The organism is Azoarcus sp. DD4 (genome assembly GCF_006496635.1).
Classification (GTDB): Bacteria; Pseudomonadota; Gammaproteobacteria; order Burkholderiales; family Rhodocyclaceae; genus Azoarcus.
Genome location: NZ_CP022958.1, coordinates 2,142,884 through 2,163,976, shown reverse-complemented (window position 1 = coordinate 2,163,976; position 21,093 = coordinate 2,142,884). Strand labels below are relative to the sequence as shown.

The 21,093-nt window shown below is 64.6% G+C and carries 22 protein-coding genes; 6 read left to right on the top strand and 16 right to left on the bottom strand.

What is annotated here, in order from left to right; genetic code table 11:
- Positions 1 to 28: 28 nt before the first annotated feature.
- The 6 genes from CJ010_RS10115 to CJ010_RS10090 form a co-directional block, all read right to left on the bottom strand.
- The gene (locus CJ010_RS10115; protein WP_141017922.1) at positions 29 to 1,405 is read right to left on the bottom strand and encodes an HlyD family efflux transporter periplasmic adaptor subunit; all 1,377 of its coding nucleotides are present in this window, start codon (positions 1,403 to 1,405) and stop codon (positions 29 to 31) included.
- Positions 1,402 to 3,135: an FHA domain-containing protein gene (locus tag CJ010_RS10110; protein ID WP_168224928.1), complete on the bottom strand. Its 1,734-nt coding sequence runs from the start codon at positions 3,133 to 3,135 to the stop codon at positions 1,402 to 1,404. Before CJ010_RS10110 ends, CJ010_RS10115 begins: the two co-directional genes overlap by 4 nt.
- Before the next feature lie 45 nt (positions 3,136 to 3,180).
- Positions 3,181 to 4,590, bottom strand: a complete 1,410-nt coding sequence (locus CJ010_RS10105) for an efflux transporter outer membrane subunit (protein ID WP_240794550.1) — start codon at positions 4,588 to 4,590, stop codon at positions 3,181 to 3,183.
- Positions 4,578 to 6,509 carry an HD domain-containing phosphohydrolase gene (locus tag CJ010_RS25615; RefSeq protein ID WP_141017919.1) on the bottom strand — a complete coding sequence of 644 codons (1,932 nt, stop codon included), beginning with the start codon at positions 6,507 to 6,509 and terminating at the stop codon, positions 4,578 to 4,580. Before CJ010_RS25615 ends, CJ010_RS10105 begins: the two co-directional genes overlap by 13 nt.
- 55 nt (positions 6,510 to 6,564) lie before the next feature.
- Positions 6,565 to 6,990: a DUF4399 domain-containing protein gene (locus CJ010_RS10095; protein WP_141017918.1), complete on the bottom strand. Its 426-nt coding sequence runs from the start codon at positions 6,988 to 6,990 to the stop codon at positions 6,565 to 6,567.
- 76 nt (positions 6,991 to 7,066) lie between these two features.
- A complete protein-coding gene (locus tag CJ010_RS10090; protein WP_240794549.1) occupies positions 7,067 to 7,477 on the bottom strand; it encodes a DUF4399 domain-containing protein in 411 nt (136 codons plus the stop codon).
- 434 nt (positions 7,478 to 7,911) lie between these two features.
- Between CJ010_RS10090 and CJ010_RS10085 the strand changes: the two genes are divergently transcribed.
- Complete coding sequence (locus tag CJ010_RS10085; protein WP_141017916.1) at positions 7,912 to 9,009, top strand: formylglycine-generating enzyme family protein; 1,098 nt, start codon at positions 7,912 to 7,914, stop codon at positions 9,007 to 9,009.
- A 40-nt stretch (positions 9,010 to 9,049) separates the two neighbouring features.
- Here CJ010_RS10085 and CJ010_RS10080 read toward each other — a convergent pair whose 3' ends face one another.
- Positions 9,050 to 11,056 (bottom strand): serine/threonine protein kinase, encoded by a 2,007-nt coding sequence (locus tag CJ010_RS10080; protein ID WP_141017915.1) that lies wholly within the window; start codon positions 11,054 to 11,056, stop codon positions 9,050 to 9,052.
- Between the two features lie 434 nt (positions 11,057 to 11,490).
- Here CJ010_RS10080 and CJ010_RS10075 point away from each other — a divergent pair, with 434 nt between their 5' ends.
- From CJ010_RS10075 to nadB, 5 genes are all read left to right on the top strand, one after another.
- Positions 11,491 to 11,763, top strand: a complete 273-nt coding sequence (locus CJ010_RS10075) for a hypothetical protein (RefSeq protein ID WP_141017914.1) — start codon at positions 11,491 to 11,493, stop codon at positions 11,761 to 11,763.
- A gap of 36 nt (positions 11,764 to 11,799) precedes the next feature.
- Positions 11,800 to 12,072, top strand: a complete 273-nt coding sequence (locus CJ010_RS10070; RefSeq protein ID WP_141017913.1) for a hypothetical protein — start codon at positions 11,800 to 11,802, stop codon at positions 12,070 to 12,072.
- Between the two features lie 52 nt (positions 12,073 to 12,124).
- Positions 12,125 to 12,394, top strand: a complete 270-nt coding sequence (locus tag CJ010_RS10065; RefSeq protein ID WP_141017912.1) for a hypothetical protein — start codon at positions 12,125 to 12,127, stop codon at positions 12,392 to 12,394.
- Between the two features lie 140 nt (positions 12,395 to 12,534).
- Positions 12,535 to 12,750, top strand: a complete 216-nt coding sequence (locus tag CJ010_RS10060; RefSeq protein ID WP_141017911.1) for a hypothetical protein — start codon at positions 12,535 to 12,537, stop codon at positions 12,748 to 12,750.
- A gap of 111 nt (positions 12,751 to 12,861) precedes the next feature.
- Positions 12,862 to 14,487, top strand: a complete 1,626-nt coding sequence (gene nadB, locus CJ010_RS10055; protein WP_141020646.1) for an L-aspartate oxidase — start codon at positions 12,862 to 12,864, stop codon at positions 14,485 to 14,487.
- Here the strand turns inward: nadB and CJ010_RS10050 are convergent.
- The 9 genes from CJ010_RS10050 to CJ010_RS10010 form a co-directional block, all read right to left on the bottom strand.
- The gene (locus CJ010_RS10050) at positions 14,441 to 14,884 is read right to left on the bottom strand and encodes a protein YgfX (protein ID WP_141017910.1); all 444 of its coding nucleotides are present in this window, start codon (positions 14,882 to 14,884) and stop codon (positions 14,441 to 14,443) included. The genes nadB and CJ010_RS10050 overlap by 47 nt on opposite strands.
- Before the next feature lie 19 nt (positions 14,885 to 14,903).
- Complete coding sequence (fabF, locus tag CJ010_RS10045) at positions 14,904 to 16,139, bottom strand: beta-ketoacyl-ACP synthase II (RefSeq protein ID WP_141017909.1); 1,236 nt, start codon at positions 16,137 to 16,139, stop codon at positions 14,904 to 14,906.
- Positions 16,140 to 16,221: 82 nt separating this feature from the next.
- Positions 16,222 to 16,461 (bottom strand): acyl carrier protein, encoded by a 240-nt coding sequence (acpP, locus tag CJ010_RS10040; protein WP_011765359.1) that lies wholly within the window; start codon positions 16,459 to 16,461, stop codon positions 16,222 to 16,224.
- A gap of 93 nt (positions 16,462 to 16,554) precedes the next feature.
- Entirely contained in the window at positions 16,555 to 17,304 is a 750-nt protein-coding gene (gene fabG, locus CJ010_RS10035) for a 3-oxoacyl-ACP reductase FabG (RefSeq protein ID WP_141017908.1), read from the bottom strand.
- Positions 17,305 to 17,307: 3 nt separating this feature from the next.
- A complete protein-coding gene (gene fabD, locus CJ010_RS10030) occupies positions 17,308 to 18,237 on the bottom strand; it encodes an ACP S-malonyltransferase (protein WP_141017907.1) in 930 nt (309 codons plus the stop codon).
- Positions 18,238 to 18,264: 27 nt separating this feature from the next.
- Complete coding sequence (locus tag CJ010_RS10025; RefSeq protein ID WP_141017906.1) at positions 18,265 to 19,230, bottom strand: beta-ketoacyl-ACP synthase III; 966 nt, start codon at positions 19,228 to 19,230, stop codon at positions 18,265 to 18,267.
- Entirely contained in the window at positions 19,227 to 20,246 is a 1,020-nt protein-coding gene (gene plsX / locus CJ010_RS10020; protein ID WP_141017905.1) for a phosphate acyltransferase PlsX, read from the bottom strand. The genes CJ010_RS10025 and plsX overlap by 4 nt, the downstream gene beginning before the upstream one ends.
- An 88-nt stretch (positions 20,247 to 20,334) precedes the next feature.
- Complete coding sequence (rpmF, locus tag CJ010_RS10015; protein ID WP_141017904.1) at positions 20,335 to 20,514, bottom strand: 50S ribosomal protein L32; 180 nt, start codon at positions 20,512 to 20,514, stop codon at positions 20,335 to 20,337.
- Positions 20,515 to 20,551: 37 nt separating this feature from the next.
- A complete protein-coding gene (locus tag CJ010_RS10010; RefSeq protein ID WP_141017903.1) occupies positions 20,552 to 21,064 on the bottom strand; it encodes a DUF177 domain-containing protein in 513 nt (170 codons plus the stop codon).
- Positions 21,065 to 21,093 lie beyond the last annotated feature (29 nt).

Sequence of the window (21,093 nt, the reverse complement as noted above, 5' to 3'; positions counted from 1 at the left end):
CTGCATCGCTCCTCGTCGTTGACCGGCCTCAACCGCCGACCTGGCGGAAGGGGTCGAGCACCATGTCGATCACCCTGCGCTGACGCACGGCGATCTCGGCCGTCGCCGTCATGCCGTAGCGCAGCGGGTAGGTCTGGTCGCCGACCTCATAGTGATTCCGCGCCAGGCTCACCCTTCCTTCGTAGACCGGTTGCTTGTCCTTTGCCGACGGCCGCGTGGCCGGCGAGATGAACTCGAGGCTGCCGTCGATCACGCCATAGCGCTGGTAGGGAAAGGCATTGAACTTGAGCTTGACCGGCAGGCCCTCGCGCAGGAAGCCGCGGTCGCGCTCGGCGATTTCCATCTTCACCACCGGCCGCGCATCCTTCGGTGCGATGCCGGCCAGCGGGGTGTTGGCCTGGATCTTGTCGCCCGGCTGCGTCGAGGTAACGTCCGTAATCACCCCGGACAGCGGTGCCAGGATCAGCAGGAAGTTGTCGGTGTCGATGTTCTCGAACTTGATCCGCGCCGCCGCATTGGCGGCCAGCCGTGCCGACTGCAGCTTCAGCCGCACCTTGTCCTCCTCCGTCGCCGCCTCGCGGGTAGCGGCGTCGTACTGGATGCGCAGCTGGATCAGCTCGGTATCGGCCCGCTCCAGCTCACCGCTGGCCCGCACCGATTCGCGGCTCAGGCGCGAATCGAGTTCGCCCAGTCTCGCCTCGGCCGCCCGATAGGCGTTCTCCGCCGCCAGGTATTCGTTGCGTTTGATCTCGACCTGCTGCTGCGACACCCCGCCGCCGCCGGGCAGGGCGAACAGCCGCTCATAACGACCCATCTCGCCGCGCGCCGCGTCGCGCGCGCTGCGCGCGGTATCGAGTTCGCTGCGCGCCTGCTGGCGCTGGGCGCGCTGCCCCTCGGCCAGCGTGGTCATGCCCTGCGACGCACTTTTCTCGTAGAAGCGCATCGACACTTCGAGCTGCTGCTTGAGCGCCGCCACGCGCCGCTCCAGCAAGGCCTTGCGCTCCGGGAACTCGCGCCATTCGCGTTCGGCATCCTGCAGCCTCAGCTGGGCTTCGAGTGCATTGGTGGCGGCCTCCACCGCGCCGCGGGCGTCCAGCCGCGCCAGCACGTCGCCCTGCGACACCGGCTGGCCGGCCTCCATGTAGGCGTTGGCCAGCTCGCCGTCGATCGGCGCATAGACGCGCCTCACCTCGGAGTCCGGCGCCAGCACGCCCTCCGCGATCACGATCACGTCGGCCCGGCCGACGAAGGACCAGATCAGCGCGCAGCCGATCAGCGCCATCATGACGACGATCAGCACCAGGCTGAGGCGCCGCGGCTCGGCGGCGAGGATGGCAATCCCCTCCGCGCCGTGGTCCTCCAGGGCCTCGGCCAGGGGCCTGGGCTGTTCCTCGCGCTTCGTCACGGCGTATCTCCTCCTTCGTCGCCGCCACCGCTTCCGGGCAGCGCTCGATAACGCTGCCGCAGTGCTGCCAGCCCCTCCAGCCTCGGATAGCGCTCGGCGTAGTCCCGGACCACGCCGTCGAGCGCGGCTTCGTCACCCTTGCCGCGCTCGGCTTCGAGCGCTGTCTTCAGTCGCTCGATCGCGCTCAGGTAGACGGCCTCGTCGCTCTCCAGCTTGCGCAGCAGACTGAGCGCCCGCGCGTACTGGTCGCCAAAACCGGGCACCTGGGCTTCGATGCGCGCGAGCGCGCGCTGGTGCCCGCGCGGATCGCGCCGCCAGTACTCGACGAGCGCCCGGATGCGATCCTCGTCGGTGAAAATGCGGATGGGCGCGTCGGGCCCGCCCCGATCGGCGATGAAGCGCTCCAGGTTACCGATCCATTCGAGCTCGGCGGCCAGCGGCGCCACTTCGACGTTGGCAGCGCCGAGCGCCCGCATGTCGGCGACCACCGCCAGCGCGCGGTCGAATTCCCGCGCCTGCACCTGCGTCAGCCACTCGGGCACCCGTGCCTTGAGCAGGGCATCGGCGGCCTGCGCCGCCAATGCCGCGTCCTCCGGCCGCTCCGTCAGCTGCCGGTGAGCCAGCGCCGCCGCCCGGGCGAAATCGCCGCTGCTCATCAGCGCGGCGAGTTCGCGTTCGGGCGCACCACGCAGATAAAGCCCGCCGCCGGCAAGCGCCAGCACCACCGCCGCTGCGGCCGCCCATTGCCATCGGCGCCGGCTGCCCTTGCCGCGTTCGCGCCCGAAGGCCTCGGCGAGCTCGGACAGGAAGATCGCCCAGCGCGCACGCCGACGCGGCGGACCGTCTTCCCTGGCGGCCCCCGCCGGTGCTTCCGCGACCTCGACCGGCGCCTCGTCTTCCTGCTTCGCCTCGGCATCGACACAGAAGATGTCGAGGAAGGAATCGGGTGCGGCGATGAAGGTCGTCTTCTCCGCTTCTGCCTGTGCGTCGACGACTTCCTGCCCGGCCGGCGCCATCTGCGTCAGGGTCCGCTCGGACGCCGACTCCCACTGCAGGCTCACCCGGTATACGAAGTGGCGGCCGCCGAAGGCGAGGACATTGCCTTCCCCCAGCTCGACCGCGTGCTCGTCCAGGCGTGTGCCGTCGACGAAGGTGCCATTGGTACTGCCGAGGTCTTCGACGAAAGGCGCGCCCTCTTTCAGGAAGATGTGGGCATGGCGCCGCGACACGTAGTTGACCTGATGCGGATAAGCATCGGCGTAGCGCGAGAACACCTCATCGCCCTTGCTGATCAGGAAAGGGAAGCTGGAAATGACGAGCGGTTGCAGGCCGAGGTCGTCGCGCTCCGGCACCAGCGTAATGCTAAGCAGCCGCGCCGTCGCTGGCGCCACCCGCAGGTGCATGCCCAGCTCGACCCGGTAGGCCAGCTCGCCGCAGAAGCAGACTTCGTCGCCGGCGCGCAGGCGCTGCGGCTTCTGCTTCACCCTCACGCCATTGACGGTGGTGCCGTTGCGGCTGTCGAGATCGGCGACATAAGCCACACCGCGGTCGATGAAGATACGCGCGTGGCGGCGCGACATCTCCGCCACCAGCGAGCGTTCGTAGCCGGCGAACGGCGATTCGTTGCGGCCTATGGCGAACAGATCCCCCTCGATCCGGATCTCGCCGAGTTCCGGATGAAGGGTGGGCTTGAGTACGATGTAGAGGTCCTGTGCGGCCGCTGCCTGCATTCCGGCGTCCGGCATTTCGTCAGGGACCCGGTTTCGACACAGCATTCACTTGCCCGCATTGTTAACGTCTACGATCGGCCAGCCTCCACCCAGCGCCTTGTACAGCGTCACGGTGTCGGCGAGGATCTGTTGGTGGTTGGCCAGCAGCGCCAGCTGCGCCGCCAGCAGCGAGCGCTCGGTCTCGAACACCTCGAGCTGGCTGACCAGCCCCTCCTTGAGCTGGGCCTCGGTCTGCGCCGCCACCACGTTCAGGTGCGAGATCTGCTCTTCCAGCTCGACGCGCTGCTTCTTGTGGGCGTCGAGATTGACCAGTGCGTTCTCCACCTCCTCGAAGGCGGCGATCACCGTTCGCCGGTACTCCGCCTCGACCACCTGGGTCTGGGCCTCGCTCGTCTTGATGCGCGCCTTCACACCGGGATCGAAGATGGGCAGGTTGATGCTGGGCAGGAAGCCGACGGTGAAGGACTTCAGCAGATCGCTGAGTGCAAAGCTCGATGTGCCGCCGCGTGCCGTCAGGCTGATGGACGGCAGCTGCGCCAGCCTGGCCTGGCCGACCAAGTTGTAGGCGGACAGCACGCGGTACTCGGCGGCGACGATGTCCGGCCTGCGTTCGAGCAGTTGCGCGGGCAGCCCGGCCGGCACCACCGGCAGTCGCACCCGTTGCTGCAGCTTTCCCGGCGGCACCCGGAACTCGCCGGCCGGCCGGCCCATGAGGGTAGCCAAGGCGTTGCCGGCCAGGTCGCGCAAACGCTGCAGCTCCAGCAGATCCTGGCGCAGGCGGTTGATTTCGGCCTGCTGGCGCAGCACGTGCGTGCGCGGCACCAGGCCGTTGGCGTACATCGCGCCGTAGACGGCGAGTATCTGCCCGTTCTTGTCCAGGGTGCGCTGCTGCTGGTCGATCTGCTCGTCGAACTGGAGGATCTGGAAATAGGTCGTCGATACGTTCGAAACCAGGGTCAGATAGCCAGCCCGCCAGTCCGCCTCGGTAGCGTTGAACTCGGCCGTCTGGGCCTGCACGCCCTTTTCCACCTTGCCCCAGATGTCGAGTTCCCAGTTGGCCTGGGTCGCCAGGTTGAACTGCCTGGCGAACGGCTGCCCGGTGCTCTTCTCGAAGCTCGCGCCGGCGCCCACGTCGAGGATGGGCAGCGCCCCCGCGCGCACCTCGCCGATGCCGGCACTGGCCACCTGGATGCGCGCCGCGAGCACCTTGAGGTCGAAGCTGCCGCCGATGGCATCGTTCACCAGACCATCGAGGTAGGGATCGCCGAATTCCCGCCACCAATCGGGCGTGATCGTGGCGGCAGGCGATACCGACGCGGGCGGCCTCGACCACGATGCCTTCGCCGGGGTATCGGTGCCGCGGTACTCGGGAACATCCACCAGGCCCGCACACCCGTTCAGTGCGAGCGCCGCACACAGCGTGGCGGCGAGACGACCGGCATTCACGGTGTCCATGACGCAGTCCATGCTTTGGAGTCGATGAAGACGTCGAACAGCCGGGAATCCAGACGCCCCTCCCGGCATTCGGCGCCCAGCAATGCCAGTGCCTGCTCCACCGGCATCGCCTTCTTGTATGGCCGGTCTCCCGCGGTCAGGGCATCGAAGATGTCGCAGATCGTCAGGATCCGGGTCTGTAAGCTGATCTGCTCGCCACGCAGGCCCATCGGATAGCCGGAGCCGTCCAGTTTTTCGTGATGGCCGTGGGCGATGGCCGGCACGCCGGCGAGATCGCGCGTCCACGGGATGAGAATGAGGAAGGAGTAGGAGTCGGCCACATGGGACTCGATCTGCCGCCGCTCGTCCTCGGTCAGGCAGCCCTTGCTCACGCTCAGCGCCGACAGCTCGAACTGGTCGATGAGCGGCACCACCGTATCCTCCGCCTGCCGGTAGCGGTAGTCGAACACCTCTCGCAGTTCCGGCGGCGCATCGGTATGCGAGATGGCCGGTTCGTTGGCTTTCCGTATCGTTTCGAGAAAGCCGTTCAGACGCTGGAATTCCCGCTGCAGCGTGTCGTCGATCCGCGCCTTCTCGTCGCGGAAGGCCTCGCCGGCCAGCCCTTCCCGACAGTGGCGGTCGGCCAGCCGCCGATAGGCCTCGCCTTCCATGCAGGCGCGGGCGTAGCGAAAGCGCTGTTCGAGCAGGCACATCTCGGCGTGATGGAGCTTCTTTTCCTTGCGCAGCACATGCTCGCGCACGCCGACTTTACCGAAGTCGTGCAGCAGCGCCGCGTAGCGGATCTCGCGCAGCTGATCGGCCGAAAAGCGGACGTCGCGCAGTGCAGCGCTGTCGGTGCGATCCACCGCGCGCGCCAGGTGTTCGGCATAGCTCGCAACCCGGAAGGAATGCCCGGCGGTCACCGGGTCGCGCTCCTCGATGGCCTGCACCGAGGCACTGACGAAGCCCTCAAGCAGGCGCTCGATCGCGGAATAGAGCTGGAAGTTCTTCAGGGCGACGGCCGTCTCGGCACACACGCCGGTCAGGATCTCCAGATCCTGGGCCTTGAAGGCCTGGGGGTCGGACGAAGTGTCGACCTGGATCAGACCGAGAACCTCGTCCTCTACCAGCAGGGGCACGCACATCACGCTGCGTATGGCTTGCGCGACGATGGATTCCTGGCTGCCGAAGTGGCGGTCGGCGAGCGTATCCACCGACAGGATGGACTGTCTGCGATTCATCACCTCGTCGATGATGGTGCGCGATACCTTCACCTGCTCCGGAAGCTCTGCCCGGCCGTCCCGGCGGCGCGCCGCGACCGGCGTCGGCACGCCCTCCTCGCCCTGCTTGAGCAGGATGAAGGCGCGCTCGGCGAGCGGAAAGAGCTCGAAGATGAAATTCATGATCTTCTCGACCAGCGTCGCGCGATCCTTCACCGCGCCGAGGGCGATGCTCACCTGGGCCATGGCGTGGAGCTTGCGGACGGTCAGCGGCATGTCGCCATCGGCGGACGCGCACTGGAAGGTCAGCTCGGTGGCATCCACCGCCCGCGTGATGATGCTCGGCAGGTTGTCCCGTGCCGGCAGCACCAGCGAATGAAAGACGAGCCGCATCGAGGACAGTTCGAACTCGTCGCCATCGCACAACGGATACCACACGCCCGGTTGCAGACGCTTGCCGAGTACGAAGGTGCCATTGAAGGAGTGCAGATCCTCGACGAAGAAGCCGCCCCCGCTACGGCGGATGCGGGCGTGACGGCGGCTGATGGTCTGCTCGGGTATGCACAGGAAGCGGTCCGAACCCAGCGAGTCCTGCGGATCGCGGCCAATGACCACCTCGTCACGCAGCGGGAACATGGCCGGTTCGATGCTCGCCGATCCGGTCACCTCCAGGTAGGCCGTCACCCCCCCTTCGGTCTCGGCAATGGTCGTATCGTGCATCTCGCCACCCTCGTGCCGGCCCGTCGGACGCGCAACACAGCCCCACCCGCGGCGATCACTTCACGGTGATCGTGATCTTCTTCGAGTGGACCGGCGGCTTGTGGGAAATATGCTTGTGGTCGCCCATCAGCAGCTGCAAGGTGTGCTTGCCCGGCGGCAGCTCCAGCATGGTTTCCGTTTCACCGGCACCGAAATGCAGGTGGTTGCGGTCGGATGGAATTTCCTGCCCGGCCGGCGGCAGGTCGGTATCGATCAGCAGATGGTGATGGCCGGTATTGGGGAAGTCGACATCCTTCGGCGCGACCCCCATGTTGCGCAGGCCGAACCATACCTTGAACGGGCGCCCGGCCGGCAGCACCTGCCCGTCGTTAGGCCAGCCGATGTACAGATAGGCCCCCGCGGGCGCGGGCGTATCCTGGGCAAATGCCGGGGCGACGAGGAGTATGGCTGCGACGACTGCAGCAGCGGTCACCTTGTACATGAATGCATCCCCCTTCTTCCTGCCTGCTACACAGCCGCAGTTCGAACCGGCCTGCCTGGCTCGGCCGCGGCCTTGCTCACGGTACGACCACGGTGATCTTGTTCGATTGCACCGGCGGATCGTGAGGCACGTGGTTGTGATCGCCCATCAACAGCTGCAGCGTGTGCCTGCCCGGAGGGAGCTCTATCCGGGCCTCCGTTTCGCCGGCGCCGAAATGGATGTGGTTCCTGTCCGAGGGGATCTCCTGATCCATCGCGGGCAATTCGGTATCGATCAACAGATGGTGATGACCGGCATTGGGGTGCTTGGTCCCCTTGGGGGCGACGCCCATGTTGCGCACACCCATGCGCAGCCAGAATTTCCCGCCGCTGATCACCGTGCCGTCGTACGGCCAGATGATGTAGACCTCGGCGTCCTTGGGGGCGGGTGTCCGCTCGGCAAATGCGGAAGCGACACCCATTACCGCCAGCAAGGCGGCAAGCATCATCCGACTTGGCATGCCACGCACCTCCGCGCGACCGTTTGCTCGAATTCTCCCGGGCACGCGCTACAGCCATTTCGCCGGTCGGCGCAGGTCGGCTCGTCGAGAGCCTTACCACTATGCCATTTGCGTGCGCTGGGGTCCGTTCAGATCTGAATTGAGTCTAGAACGGAAGTTCGGCGAAAGATACATATAATGAAAGCAATAATCCGGGCGATCCCGCAGCGCTGAAGCCCTGGCGTTACGGGCCAATAACGGCGGCCGGGGACGGTCCGCGGCGCTCGACAGGCGCCCTGGGCAGGGCCGTCGGAAATGCCTGCCGCCATGATGCCGAGGGCACCGGACAGGCACGCGGCCGTCATCCGGATTCCGGCGGAGGAGACTGCGCCGGGTCTTCACTGCGGATCTGAGGGGGAGGGTCGGCTGTGTGGCAAAAACTCATGATCGCTTGCGTGCTCGGGGTGGCGACCTGCAACGGCGCCATGGCAGGCGTCCTGCCCAAGGACAGCGCCGAACAATACGAATTGCTGTTCTGGGATTCCATCAAGGACAGCAGCCACGCTGCCGACTACGAGGCCTATCTCGAAGCCTATCCGAAGGGGCGTTTCTCGGCACTGGCGCGCTCCCGTATCGAACGGCTCCGCGTATCAGCTCCGCCCAAGGGCGACCCGCCGTCCGACGGCGCGCGCACAACGGCACCACGCAAGCCGCCGGAATCGGTGCGCACCATACCACCCACGCCCGTGCCCAAACCTCCCCAGGAACGTGCCGTCCAACCGCCGGTCGAGACGGCTCCCCGGCCAGCCGCCGCGGTCGCCGCACTGGGCGAGCTGAAGGACTGTCCTGCCTGTCCGGTGCTGGTCAGCCTGCCCGGCGGACGCTTCACGATGGGCACCAACACCGGCGACCGTTCGGAGCGGCCGGCGCGCGAGGTAACAGTCGCGGCACCGTTCGCGATCGGTAAGTACGAAGTGACGGTGGAGCAGTGGACGATATGCGCCGACGCGGGCGCCTGCCCGCGCGTGGATACGATGGCCAATGCCAACAAGACCACGCCGGCGCGCGACCTCAGCTGGGACGACGCCCAGCGTTACCTGCGTTGGCTGAGCAGCACGACGGGCAAGGCTTATCGCCTGCCGACCGAGGCCGAATGGGAATACGCAGCCCGCGGCGGCACCTCGACCCGCTACTGGTGGGGTGACTCGATGCAGCCAGGCAAGGCGGCCTGCAAGGGCTGCGGGGATCCGTGGCGGCAGGAGGAGCCTGCGCCGGTCGGCTCCTTCGCCCCCAACCCCTTCGGTCTGCACGACGTCAATGGCGGCGTGTGGGAATGGGTCGGCGACTGCTGGCACACCACGTATACCGGCGCGCCATCGGACGCCCGCACGTGGGACGAGCCGAACTGCCGCGTCCGCGTGATACGTGGAGGTTCATGGCGGGACGGCGCGGACTACATGCCGTCATCGACGCGGTTCAAATACGATGCGAGCGTACGCTATTCGCAGAACGGCTTTCGCGTGGCGAGGGATGTGCCCTAGCGCGGCCATCTCCGCCCGATGAACCACATACCCGCGGCGCTCACTGGCTGCGGGCAGCGGTGGTGATCTGGACGAAATCGACCGCCACCCGGTCGGCGCCGTGCTTCTCCGCCACCTGGGCCAGTCGTGTTTCCATTGCCCGCAGATAGTCGCGCTGTGGCTCGGACTCGCGACGAAGACCACTGAACAGCCGCTCCGGGGTCACCACGAGCACGATCAGCTCGGTGCCGAAAGGCTTCGAGATCACCCAGTTGCCCAAGCTGCCTATCGTCGCGGCGTAGTTGGGCGGAGCCTGGTCTTCCCTCGCCCGCGGACTGGGCACGAGATGGACCACGCTGCCGTCGTGCACGTAGTAATCCACGTTCACGTAGGAGTCGAAGCCCGGAGTCCTGATGTCGACGACGAGATACTCGCCTTCGCTGAGTTGCGTCTTGCCGCCCCGGGTGCCTATCGACGCGGCTGCGGCTGCCTGACGGTTGCGGCTCCAGTAAGGCGCGAACTTTTCGACAACGCCGCACTTGTCGTCGCCGACCGTTTCGACGTCGGCCGCGACGGACCTCACCCCGGCGACCGTAGCAAGCTCATTCCTGAAGCGCGCGAGGCCGAAACGCTCCGGAATGTAGCCTTGGGCCCGCACTGCCCCGTTTTCCACGCTCGCAACCAGAGCCGAGCACGGCACCCCGGCCAGCACCGATGCTACTGCGGCTGACACGGCCGAATCCGGCGGTTGTGTCACCGGCGCCGGCGCTTCCGCATCCGGCACCGGCGCCGCCGCGACCGGGGAGCCCTCCTCGCTACGGCCACCGAGGTACAGGCCGGCAGCGCCAAGCACCAGCGCCGCAGCCGCCACGCCAGCGCCTATCATCAAGCCGCGCGACGGTGCGGCACCCCGATCGTCCCCCAACTCCTCGAGGAAACGCGCCACCGAGGGCGTGCGGGTTTCACGCTCGAACGACAAGGCATTCTTCAGCGCACGCCACTTGCGGCTGGACAGGTTCTTCGGTGGCTGCGGCTTCATTCCGGCGTTACGCGCCTGGGTCGCGGCGACCTGATCGAACGGATGGTGCCCGGTCAGGAGTTCGTACGTGATGCAGCCCAGCGCATAGATGTCGTCGCGCGGATCGGGCTCGCGGTGTTCGAGCATTTCCGGGCTGGCGTAAGCCGGCGTCAGCGCCCCCAGGCTGCCCGGATCGAAGACTGTCGCCTCGGTGTCCACCTCCGGACGCTGGAAGACCCGCGCGATGCCGAAATCGATTACCTTGACCTCGCCGGCATCGGTGAGGAAGACATTGGCCGGCTTGAAGTCGCAATGTACGAATCCACGCTGGTGGGCGTAAGCCAGCGCGCGGGCCATCCCATCGACAATGTGAATGACGTCCGCCCACGGCATGCCGTTGAAGCCCGGCGCGCGCAGTATCCGGTTGAGCGGCCGCCCCGAGAGATACTCCATGGTCAGATACACCATGGACCCCTCGCGATCGAAGTCGTACACCGTGACGATGTTCGGGTGAGCCAGTGTCTGCGCCTTCTTGGCTTCGCGCTGCAAGGCAATCAGCGACTTCGGATGTCCGCGGAACTGGACATTCAAGACCTTGATCGCGATATACGGATTGCGGTCGGACGCCTCCAGCTTGCGCAGGTCCAGTGCCTTGTACACCGTTCCCATCCCGCCGACGCCGAGGCACTCCTTGAGTTCGAAACGGCCGTTGAGCGTATCGCCGACGCCCTTGACCCTCCCGCCCTCGTCGCTAGCGATATTGAGCGGCAACCCCGAAGCCTGCGCCTGCGCCACCCGCTCGGTGCGCATCCGCGTCTCTTCGCTAACCGGCCCCTGCTCCGCTTCGCCGCGGTGTTCGATCCTGCGCTGGACCTCGGCATACACGTCGGGAGGCAGCGGAAACTTGGTCTGCTCCTCGCTCAGGATGTCCAGCAACTCCGCCGAGTTCGTTCCATCCGTGGCCAGCGCATGATCGATCTGGGCAAGAAACTCCGCCTGCGACAGACCGCCATGTTGGAAGATGTGGATCGCGTGAGTAAGGGTAGCCATACGTTTTCGCGATGCGTGCCCGGATAGACGCGTGGTCATCGGTATGGACTGCGCCTGGATTCGTCCAGGCCCCGACAAGAAAAATATAGTACAAACCCCGCCCCTCGGCCCGTACAGCTCATCCCCGCGCAGCAGGCCTGAATTCGCCTGCAAACCGCCACCACGGACCACCCCGCACCAGCTGTTCACGGAAATCCGACAGATCGCCGGCATCCGTTGGCCGCGACCGATCACCTGCAACCGTCCGAGGACGTCTTCCTGTCGACGGAACCACCGAGAAACTCATAGTTTATTATTTATTTTCATATACTTATCAATTTACCCCGGACTCGGACTCGCCCCTGGCACGCGTCCTGCGATATGAACCTCGAGCGCAGCAGATGGCTCACCCCCCAACCCCAAGCCGTACCGCCAGAACCCCGAGGAGAACCACCATGAACACCCTGACCATCAAGGACCTGCCCGCCACCGCCGAACTCGACCGCAGCGCCATGAGCGCCGTGCGCGGCGGCATGTTGAAAGGCTTCGCCCCCTACTGGATGCCCTACCACGCCGTCACCAAGAACTCGTTCTCGGTCGAAGCCTCCCAACTCATCGGCCAGACCCAGAACGTGATCAACACCAACGGCAACAACGTCGCCTTCGCCAGCGACATCCACTCCGTCGTCAAGCCCAACCAGACCGCCACCAACAACATCAGCTTCTGAACCAAAGCGCACAAGCGAACCCCGAGGAGAACCGCCATGAACACCCTGACCATCAAGGACCTGCCCGCCACCGCCGAACTCGACCGCAGCGCCATGAGCGCCGTGCGCGGCGGCATGATGAAAGGCTTCTACCCCTACTGGATGCCCTACCACGCCGTCACCAAGAACTCGTTCTCGGTCGAAGCCTCCCAACTCATCGGCCAGACCCAGAACGTGATCAACACCAACGGCAACAACGTCGCCTTCGCCAGCGACATCCACTCCGTCGTCAAGCCCAACCAGACCGCCACCAACAACATCAGCTTCTGAACCCCGGCCCATGCGGCGGCGAACCGCCGCCGCTGCCCCAAAGGAGAATCCCATGTCCGCCATCGTCATCCGTGACCTCGCCCAGCGCCGCGAACTCGATCGCCACGCCATGACCGCCGTGCGCGGCGGCAATGCCTGGCTCAAGGGCCTCGGCCCCGTCGCCAACGTCGATATCGACATCGGCGTCAGCCAAAGCATCGTTCAGCTACAGAACGTCGAGGTCAATGCCCTCAACAACGTCGGCGTCATCGGCCACGCCTTCGGACCCATCCGTCTCAACGTCAGCCCCACCCAGCACGCCGCCACCGCCGTCGTCTTCTGAACTAACCGGCAAGGCAGCCAACGGTTACCTTGCCCAACGGCGCAAGCCCGCAATCCAACACCTATACTCAGGGCCGAAGCAATCGTCTCCACGCGGAATCTTCGTTTCCGCTTGCCCTTGCCAGCCCGGAGGAGCAGATCATGGCCATGATCGTCATCAGGGATCTACCCGAAAGCCTGGAACTCGACCACGAAGCGATGCTCGCCATCGTTGGTGGTGCGCGCACGCATGGCAGGCAGCCCTTCGCAAGCCGCCTGCTGTCGCATGGGCACCTTCTCCGCAACGCGGCTGCCATCAAACCGAGCCAACTCTACTGCCCGCGCAAGCGGCTGGTCGATGCGCCTGTACCCCGCTGAACGACAGTCCCCTCCCCCTCGCCGGGCCGACAACCCCGCTGTTTCACGAACGTGAAGGGTGGAAGGCGCGTGCTATCATTCACGCGCTTTCAAATCGAACGACCCCCCATCTTGCAAAAAAAATACGACGTTCTCATCTTGGGGAGCGGCACGGCAGGTCAGTCCCTTGCACTGCGGCTCGCGGACCATCAACGTGTCGCACTCGTCACCAAGCGGGAACTCGCCGATAGCGCAAGCGCCTGGGCACAGGGTGGTATCGCGGCGGTGCTGGACACGACCGACAGCATCGAAGCACACATCCAGGACACCTTCACGGCCGGGGCCTACCTTTGCGACCCGGCAGCGACACGTTTCGTCGTCGAAAACGGCCGCCGTGCGATCGAGTGGCTGATCAACCGCGGCGTGCCTTTCACCCGCGAAGATCAGTCAGAACTCGGCTATCACCTCACCCGTGAGGGCGGACATTCGCACCGCCGCATCATCCACGCAGCGGACGCGACCGGGGCAGCGGTTCAGGCCACCCTGAGCGAGGAAGTCCGCCGCCACCCGAATATCGACATCTACGAGCACCATATTGCGGTCGATCTCATCATCGGCGACAAGATAGGCCGGCCTGGCGAGGGCTGCCTCGGCGCCTACGTGCTGGACATCAAGCAGGATCGCGTCATCACCTTCGGTGCGCGCAACACGGTCCTGGCAACCGGGGGTACCGGGAAGGTCTACCTCTACACCACGAACCCGGACGTCGCCACCGGTGACGGCATTGCCATGGCATGGCGAGCGGGTTGCCGGGTCGCGGACATGGAATTCATCCAGTTCCACCCGACCTGCCTCTATCACCCGCAGGCCAAGTCCTTCCTGATTTCAGAAGCAGTCCGTGGTGAAGGCGGGCTGCTGCGCCTGCCCGACGGCACCCGCTTCATGCCGGAACACGATCCGCGGGCCGAGCTCGCGCCGCGGGACGTGGTCGCCCGCGCGATCGACTTTGAAATGAAGAAGCATGGTGTCGACTGTGTGTATCTCGACATCAGCCACAAGCCTGCAGCCTGGCTGCGCGATCACTTCCCCAACATCCATGCGCGCTGCCTTGAGCTTGGCATCGACATCACCCGCGAACCCATCCCGGTGGTGCCGGCGGCGCATTACACCTGTGGCGGCATCGTCACCGATCTCGCGGCTCGCACCGATGTGGACGGCCTTTACGCGGTCGGAGAATCCGCCTGCACCGGCCTGCACGGCGCCAACCGCCTGGCGAGCAATTCGCTCCTCGAATGCCTGGTATTCGGCGAAGCCGCCGCGCAGGACATCCTGTCGAAAGCCTCGCATGAGCCGCTCCCGCTGCCCGACTGGGACGAGAGCCGGGTAACCGATGCCGACGAGGAGGTCGTGATCTCCCACAATTGGGCCGAGCTTCGCCGAGCCATGTGGGACTACGTGGGCATCGTTCGCACCACCAAGCGACTGCAGCGCGCCCAGCACCGCATCCGCCTGCTCGCGCGCGAGATTCACGAGTTCTATTCGCATTTCCGCGTGTCGAACAATCTGATCGAGTTGCGCAATCTCGTCGTAACCGCCGACCTCATCGTGCGCTGTGCCTTGCAACGCAAGGAAAGCCGCGGCTTGCACTACTCGCGTGACTATCCCGACTCCCAGGCAAACATCCGCGACACGGTACTGCGACCACGCGGCTTCAAGCCGCGGGCGCCTTCGTCGCGCGGTGACGCAACCAGATCCTGAAGAGTCGCCAGTGCCCTGCCGGCAGATTGGCCGGCAGCAGCATGAGACGGCGCAGGCGCCACGGCAGATCACCCCCGCCAGCCGGGTGCAAGCTCAACCACACCGCCCAGCCGAAATCGACGGCGCCACCCGCCGACACCCGGGCAGCGAATTCCCGCCCTCCCAGCCTTATCGAGACACCGCCATCGTGCTCAAGCAGCACTTGATGAGACTTCCCGGCCTCTTGCCACAGGCCATAGCAAGCCGACGCACAGATCACAGTCGTCGCGCCGGCAAAGACCCACGGCAACGGCGGGCTCAAATGAAAAAGCGCCAGTCCTGCGAGCATATGCAACGCAAGGACTGACGCGATTGCGCCCTTCGCGGGACGCACGTCGAGTTTCAGCGGGTACCGCATCCGCGCGGCACCTCGAGGCTTAAACCCGACGGAACACCAAGGTTCCGTTGGTGCCGCCGAAACCGAAGTTGTTCTTCATTGCCACATCGATCTTCATCTTCCGCGCGACATTGGCGCAATAGTCAAGATCGCACTCCGGATCCTGCTCGAAGATGTTGATGGTCGGTGGCGAGATCTGGTGATGGACCGCCAGCACCGTGAACACCGACTCCAGACCACCCGCCCCACCGAGCAGGTGCCCGGTCATCGACTTGGTGGAATTCACCACCAGCTTCTTCGCCGCATCGATACCGAAAGCGAGTTTGATCGCATCGGTTTCATTCTTGTCGCCAAGCGGCGTCGACGTCCCGTGGGCGTTCAGGTAGTGGATCTCATCCGGATTGACGCCGGCATTCTTCATCGCGTTGACCATGCTGCGACGCGGGCCATCGGTATCCGGTGCGGTCATGTGGAAGGCATCGCCGCTCATGCCGAAACCGGCGAGTTCAGCGTAGATACGCGCGCCGCGCTTGACCGCATGCTCGTATTCTTCCAGCACCATGACCCCGGCACCTTCGCCGAGCACGAAACCATCGCGCTCCTTGTCCCACGGCCGGCTCGCGGTAGCCGGATCGTCATTGCGGGTGGACAAGGCCTTCGCCGACGAGAAACCACCGATGGCAAGCGAAGTCACGGTCGATTCGGCACCACCGCAGACCATCACGTCAGCATCGCCGTATTCGATCATGCGCGCGCTGGTGCCAATAGCGTGCAGGCCAGTGGTGCACGCGGTCACCACGGCGATGTTCGGCCCCTTCAAGCCGAACATGATCGAGAGATTGCCGGAGATCATGTTGATGATCGTACCGGGAATGAAGAAGGGAGAAATCTTGCGAGGACCACCAGCAAGGTAGTCATCGTGGGTATCCTCGATCATCGGCAGACCGCCGATGCCGGAACCGATATTCACGCCGATCCGTTCGGCGTTCACATCATTGATTTCGATGCCGGAGTCACGGATGGCCTGGATTCCAGCTGCCATGCCGTAATGGATGAATACGTCCATCCGTCGCGCTTCCTTGGGCGACAGATAGGTCGTGACATCGAAGCCCTTCACTTCGCCGGCAATACGCGCGGCAAAAGCGGAAGCATCGAAACGGGTGATAGGGCCAATGCCGCTCTTGCCGGCAAGCAGGTTTTCCCAGGCTTCGGGAACAGTATTGCCGACCGGTGAGACGAGTCCCAGACCGGTGACGACGACTCTACGACGCGACACAGGCAACTCCGTAATAAAACGAGGCGGAGAGGTTTAAATCGATCCGGATTCCGTCAGCGCGAAATCCGGATGGAAAACCGAATTACTTCTTCAGATGGGCGTTGACGTAGTCAATCGCTTGCTGGACGGTAGTGATCTTCTCGGCTTCTTCGTCCGGAATTTCGCACTCGAATTCTTCTTCCAGCGCCATGACCAGTTCCACGGTGTCCAGCGAATCCGCGCCCAGATCGTCCACGAACGAAGACTCGTTCTTGATCTCCGATTCGTTCACGCCAAGTTGCTCAGCGACGATCTTCTTGACGCGCTGTTCGATGTTCTCCATGAACAAACTCCTTCCCTGAAAGATGCAGGTATGTAAGAAAAAAAGCCGGCGTATTCTACCAAAAAGCACCGTTACCGCTATCGCGGCGAACGGTCATGACATGTACATGCCGCCGTTGACATGCAGCGTCGTTCCGGTGACGTAGGCCGCCGCCGGAGAAGCCAGGAAGGCAACCGCCGCAGCGATCTCCTCCGGACGCCCGAGACGACCCAGTGCGATACTGCCGAGCAGAGCGTCGCGTGCCGCATCGGGCAGCGCACGGGTCATGTCGGTATCGATGAAGCCGGGTGCTACGCAATTCACGGTGATGTTGCGGCTGCCCAGCTCACGCGCCAGCGCGCGACTCATGCCCGCCACGCCGGCCTTGGCCGCTGCGTAATTGGCCTGTCCGGGGTTGCCCGCGCTGCCGACGACCGAAGTGATATTGATGATGCGGCCGCTCCGGGCTTTCATCATGCCCCGCATCACAAGCCGGGACATGCGGAAGACAGCCTTGAGATTGGTGTCGATCACCGCATCCCACTCATCGTCCTTCATCCGCATCGCGAGGTTGTCGCGCGTGATCCCGGCGTTGTTCACCAAGATGCCGACTGCACCGAAGCGCTTCTCGACCTCGCCGATCAATGCTTCGCAGGCCTCCGCGTCGGTAACGTTCAGCGCCAGACCCGCACCCTTGTAACCCGCTTCGGCGACAGCCTTCTCGATGTCGGCTGCGCCACCTTCGGAGGTCGCAGTACCCACCACCGTTGCGCCCAACCGACCCAGTTCCATCGCCACCGCGCGACCGATGCCGCGCGAGGCGCCGGTTATCAGGGCAACCTGCCCTTCAAGCGAAAAACTCATTTCTTACCTCACAGCCGCAATCGATTGCTCGAGGCTGGCGGCGTCGTGCGCCGAGCCACCCTCGACTTCCTTGGCGATACGCTTGGTCATGCCGGCAAGCACCTTTCCGGGACCACACTCGATGACATGACTCATGCCCCGACGCGCCATCTCCTGGACGGACTCGATCCAGCGAACCGGCGAAAAAGCCTGGCGCACCAGCGCATCGCGGATCTTCTGGGGATCATCATAGACAGCGACGTCGACATTGTTCAGCACGTCGATTTCGGGCTTGCGGATTTCGACGCCGGCGAGACGTTCAGCAAGGCGCTCGGCCGCTGGCCGCATCAAGGCGCAATGGAAAGGCGCCGACACCGGCAGCAGAACCGCGCGCTTGGCGCCCTTGGCCTTGGCCACTTCCACCGCACGCTCCACCGCCGCCTTGCCGCCGGCAATGACAATCTGCCCCGGCGCGTTCAGGTTGGCGGCCTCGACCACTTCGCCCTGTGCGGCTTCGGCACAGGCCTCGCGCACGGCATCCACTTCCAGGCCAAGCAGGGCCGCCATCGCACCTTCTCCGGCCGGCACCGCTTCCTGCATCGCCTGAGCGCGGAAGCGCACCAACGGAACCGCATCGGCGAACGCCATCGAACCTGCGGCAACCAGTGCGGCATATTCGCCGAGACTGTGGCCGGCAACGATGCTCGGCTTGGGACCACCACCGGCAAGCCAGGCGCGATATGCCGCCACGCCGGCAGTCAGCATCAGCGGCTGGGTGTTTACCGTCAGCGCCAGGCGCTCGGCCGGCCCCTCGCAAACCATCTGCCACAGATCCTCGCCCAAGGCGGCGGAAGCTTCGGCAAAGGTATCGCGGATCGCCGCCGACTCGCCGTAGGCGGCCATCATGCCGACGGACTGCGAACCCTGGCCGGGAAAAACCAGCGCAAAAGCCATCATCTCTCCACTATCGGTCGGAAGAAATCAGAAATCGATCAGGGCTGCGCCCCAGGTGAAACCACCGCCAACACCCTCGATGATGACGCGGTGCCCCGGCCGGATGCGCCCATCGCGCACGGCGAGATCGAGCGCCAGCGGAATCGAGGCAGCGGAGGTATTGCCATGACGATCAACCGTCGTGACCACTTTGTCCATGGACAGGCCGAGCCGCTTGGCGGTCGCCTGAATGATGCGGATGTTGGCCTGATGCGGGATCAGCCAATCGACGCTGTCGGCCGCTTCGCCAGCCTGCTCGAGCACTTCGAGCGCCACGTCGCCCAGCACCTTGACCGCGAACTTGAAGACCGCCTGGCCGTCCATGCGCAGGAAGGGGTCGCCGATGACCTGCCCCGACGCAACACCGCCGGCCACGCACAGGATGGGATGATGACTGCCGTCGGCGTGCAGCGCCGTGGTGAGTATGCCCGGACGCTCCGACGCCTCGAGCACCACCGCGCCTGCTCCGTCCCCGAACAGCACACAGGTGCCGCGATCGGACCAATCCAGAATGCGGGAAAACACTTCCGCACCAACCACCAGGGCGCGCTTGTGACTGCCGGATCGAATGAACTTCTCGGCCACGCTCAAGGCGTAGACGAAACCGCTGCACACCGCCTGCACGTCAAACGCCGCTCCGCCATTGCGGATACCCAGCTTGGACTGCAGCAAGGCCGCAGTGCTCGGGAAGATGTAATCGGGCGTCGACGTCGCCACGATGATGAGATCGATGTCTTCCGCCTCGCAACCGGCGGCTTCGATCGCACGCTCGGCCGCAATGCGCGCGAGGTCGCTGGCACCGACATCGGCAGCCGCAAGGTGGCGGGTCCGGATGCCGGTCCGCGTCACCACCCATTCGTCAGAGGTATCGATGCCGCGCGCAACCAGATCGTCGTTCGTCACCGGTTCGCCCGGCAGATAGCTGCCGGTGCCGGCGATCTTCGCGTGGATCATGCTGCTGCCTCCTGATTCATCGTCGCCATGCGCTCCTCGATACGTTCGATCAAGCGGTTGGATGCGGCATCAGCCGCGCGGGCAATGGCCTGCTCGAAAGCAAACGCGTCGGCCGAACCATGGCTCTTGACCACCACGCCGCGCAAACCGAGCAGCGACGCGCCGTTGTAGCGGCGGTGATCGACCCGCTTCTTGAAGCGTTTCAGCGCCGGCAGCGCCACCACCGCCATCAGTTTCGTCAGCCAGTTGCGGCTGAACTCCTCGCGCAGGAAGGTCGCCAGCATCTGCGCGAGGCCTTCCGAAGTCTTGAGCGCCACATTGCCGACGAAACCGTCGCACACCACGACGTCGACCGCGCCCTTGTAGATCTGGTCGCCCTCGACGTTGCCGGTGAAATTCAGACCGCTGGTTCGCAACAACTCGCCAGCCTGCTTGACGACCTCGTTGCCTTTGATCGCCTCTTCGCCGATATTGAGCAGGCCGACCGTCGGCCGGTCGATGTGCTCCACCGCGGAAACCAGCATCGCACCCATGATGCCGAACTGAAGCAGGTGCTCGGGCGTGCAATCCACGTTCGCACCGAGATCGAGCACATAGGTACGGCCATTGCGACTGGGCAGCACGGTGGCGATGGCTGGACGATCGATACCCGGCAACGTCTTCAGTACGAAGCGGGAAATCGCCATCAGGGCGCCGGTGTTGCCGGCAGAAACTGCGGCAGCAGCGACACCCGACTTCACCAGATCAACGGCGACGCGCATGGACGAATCCTTCTTGCTGCGCATCGCATTGGCCGGCGCCTCATCCATGCCGACCACTTCCGTCGCCGCCTGCAATACGAGACGATCGCCAAACTCACCTGCCACAGGCGTCAACAGCGGCGCCAGCACTTCTTCTCGACCGACCACGATCGCACGCGCATCCGCGTGACTGCGCAGGAACGCAAACACGGCAGGCAGCGTCACGACCGGGCCGTGATCGCCACCCATGCAATCGACTGCAACGGTGACACTCATCGGCTTCTCGCGTGATTCAGAAACATCGGATAAAAAAGGCGGCGCAGGCGCAACGCGCTCTGCGCCGCCTCCAATTCAGGAAGCAGGCTTATTCGCCCTTGGTCTTGACGACCTTCTTGCCGCGATAGAAGCCGTTCGGGCTGATGTGGTGACGCAGATGCACTTCACCGGTGGTCGCTTCGACAGCCAGCGACGGCGCGGTCAGGAAATCGTGCGCACGGTGCATGCCACGCTTGGAGGGGGACTTCTTGTTCTGCTGGACTGCCATGAAAAACTCCTAATTCACAGGTACTACGTAATTTCGTTCAAGCCTTGCCGCCGCCACGCAAGCCGGCCAGCACAGCAAAAGGCGACTGCTTGCCTTCACCATTGACCGGGCGAGGCTGATCACAATTCTCGTGCCGCGGCGCGATTGGCAACGCCAGCAGAATCTCGTCCTCGACAAGCCCGATCACATCAAGATCGGCCTCCACCTCGAAGGCATCAACCTCGTCGTCTTCAAGCTCTTCGTCAGGAATGCCCTGACCCGGGCGAACCGGTTGCAACACCGACTCCAGAACCAGATCCCAACTCATGCCCTCGAGACAACGCTGACAACGCAACTCAAGGCGACCATCGGCCACAAGCCGCAACCTCGGCTTACCCTGCTCATCGACAGATCCGTCGATGCGGTAACTGACCACACCGTCGGTATTCGCAAGGAAGTCCGCAAGCCGCTCAAGCGCAGCAATCCGCACCTCACCACCCAGACTGCGGAGATCGGCAGCAAAGCGGAAAGGATCGGAAATTACAACGGATTGAACGTCTTGATGCGACATAAGAGGCGCATGATATTATTTTTTTCAAC

Excerpts from the sequence above, each read along its gene's own strand:
- CJ010_RS10110 (WP_168224928.1), bottom strand. The coding sequence starts at position 3,135 with ATGCAGGCAGCGGCCGCACAGGACCTCTACATCGTACTCAAGCCCACC.
- CJ010_RS10105 (WP_240794550.1), bottom strand. The coding sequence starts at position 4,590 with ATGGACACCGTGAATGCCGGTCGTCTCGCCGCCACGCTGTGTGCGGCG.
- CJ010_RS25615 (WP_141017919.1), bottom strand. The coding sequence starts at position 6,509 with ATGCACGATACGACCATTGCCGAGACCGAAGGGGGGGTGACGGCCTAC.
- CJ010_RS10095 (WP_141017918.1), bottom strand. The coding sequence starts at position 6,990 with ATGTACAAGGTGACCGCTGCTGCAGTCGTCGCAGCCATACTCCTCGTC.
- CJ010_RS10090 (WP_240794549.1), bottom strand. The coding sequence starts at position 7,477 with ATGATGCTTGCCGCCTTGCTGGCGGTAATGGGTGTCGCTTCCGCATTT.
- CJ010_RS10085 (WP_141017916.1), top strand. The coding sequence starts at position 7,912 with ATGATCGCTTGCGTGCTCGGGGTGGCGACCTGCAACGGCGCCATGGCA.
- CJ010_RS10080 (WP_141017915.1), bottom strand. The coding sequence starts at position 11,056 with ATGGCTACCCTTACTCACGCGATCCACATCTTCCAACATGGCGGTCTG.
- CJ010_RS10075 (WP_141017914.1), top strand. The coding sequence starts at position 11,491 with ATGAACACCCTGACCATCAAGGACCTGCCCGCCACCGCCGAACTCGAC.
- CJ010_RS10070 (WP_141017913.1), top strand. The coding sequence starts at position 11,800 with ATGAACACCCTGACCATCAAGGACCTGCCCGCCACCGCCGAACTCGAC.
- CJ010_RS10065 (WP_141017912.1), top strand. The coding sequence starts at position 12,125 with ATGTCCGCCATCGTCATCCGTGACCTCGCCCAGCGCCGCGAACTCGAT.
- CJ010_RS10060 (WP_141017911.1), top strand. The coding sequence starts at position 12,535 with ATGGCCATGATCGTCATCAGGGATCTACCCGAAAGCCTGGAACTCGAC.
- CJ010_RS10050 (WP_141017910.1), bottom strand. The coding sequence starts at position 14,884 with ATGCGGTACCCGCTGAAACTCGACGTGCGTCCCGCGAAGGGCGCAATC.
- acpP (WP_011765359.1), bottom strand. The coding sequence starts at position 16,461 with ATGGAGAACATCGAACAGCGCGTCAAGAAGATCGTCGCTGAGCAACTT.
- fabG (WP_141017908.1), bottom strand. The coding sequence starts at position 17,304 with ATGAGTTTTTCGCTTGAAGGGCAGGTTGCCCTGATAACCGGCGCCTCG.
- fabD (WP_141017907.1), bottom strand. The coding sequence starts at position 18,237 with ATGGCTTTTGCGCTGGTTTTTCCCGGCCAGGGTTCGCAGTCCGTCGGC.
- CJ010_RS10025 (WP_141017906.1), bottom strand. The coding sequence starts at position 19,230 with ATGATCCACGCGAAGATCGCCGGCACCGGCAGCTATCTGCCGGGCGAA.
- plsX (WP_141017905.1), bottom strand. The coding sequence starts at position 20,246 with ATGAGTGTCACCGTTGCAGTCGATTGCATGGGTGGCGATCACGGCCCG.
- rpmF (WP_141017904.1), bottom strand. The coding sequence starts at position 20,514 with ATGGCAGTCCAGCAGAACAAGAAGTCCCCCTCCAAGCGTGGCATGCAC.
- CJ010_RS10010 (WP_141017903.1), bottom strand. The coding sequence starts at position 21,064 with ATGTCGCATCAAGACGTTCAATCCGTTGTAATTTCCGATCCTTTCCGC.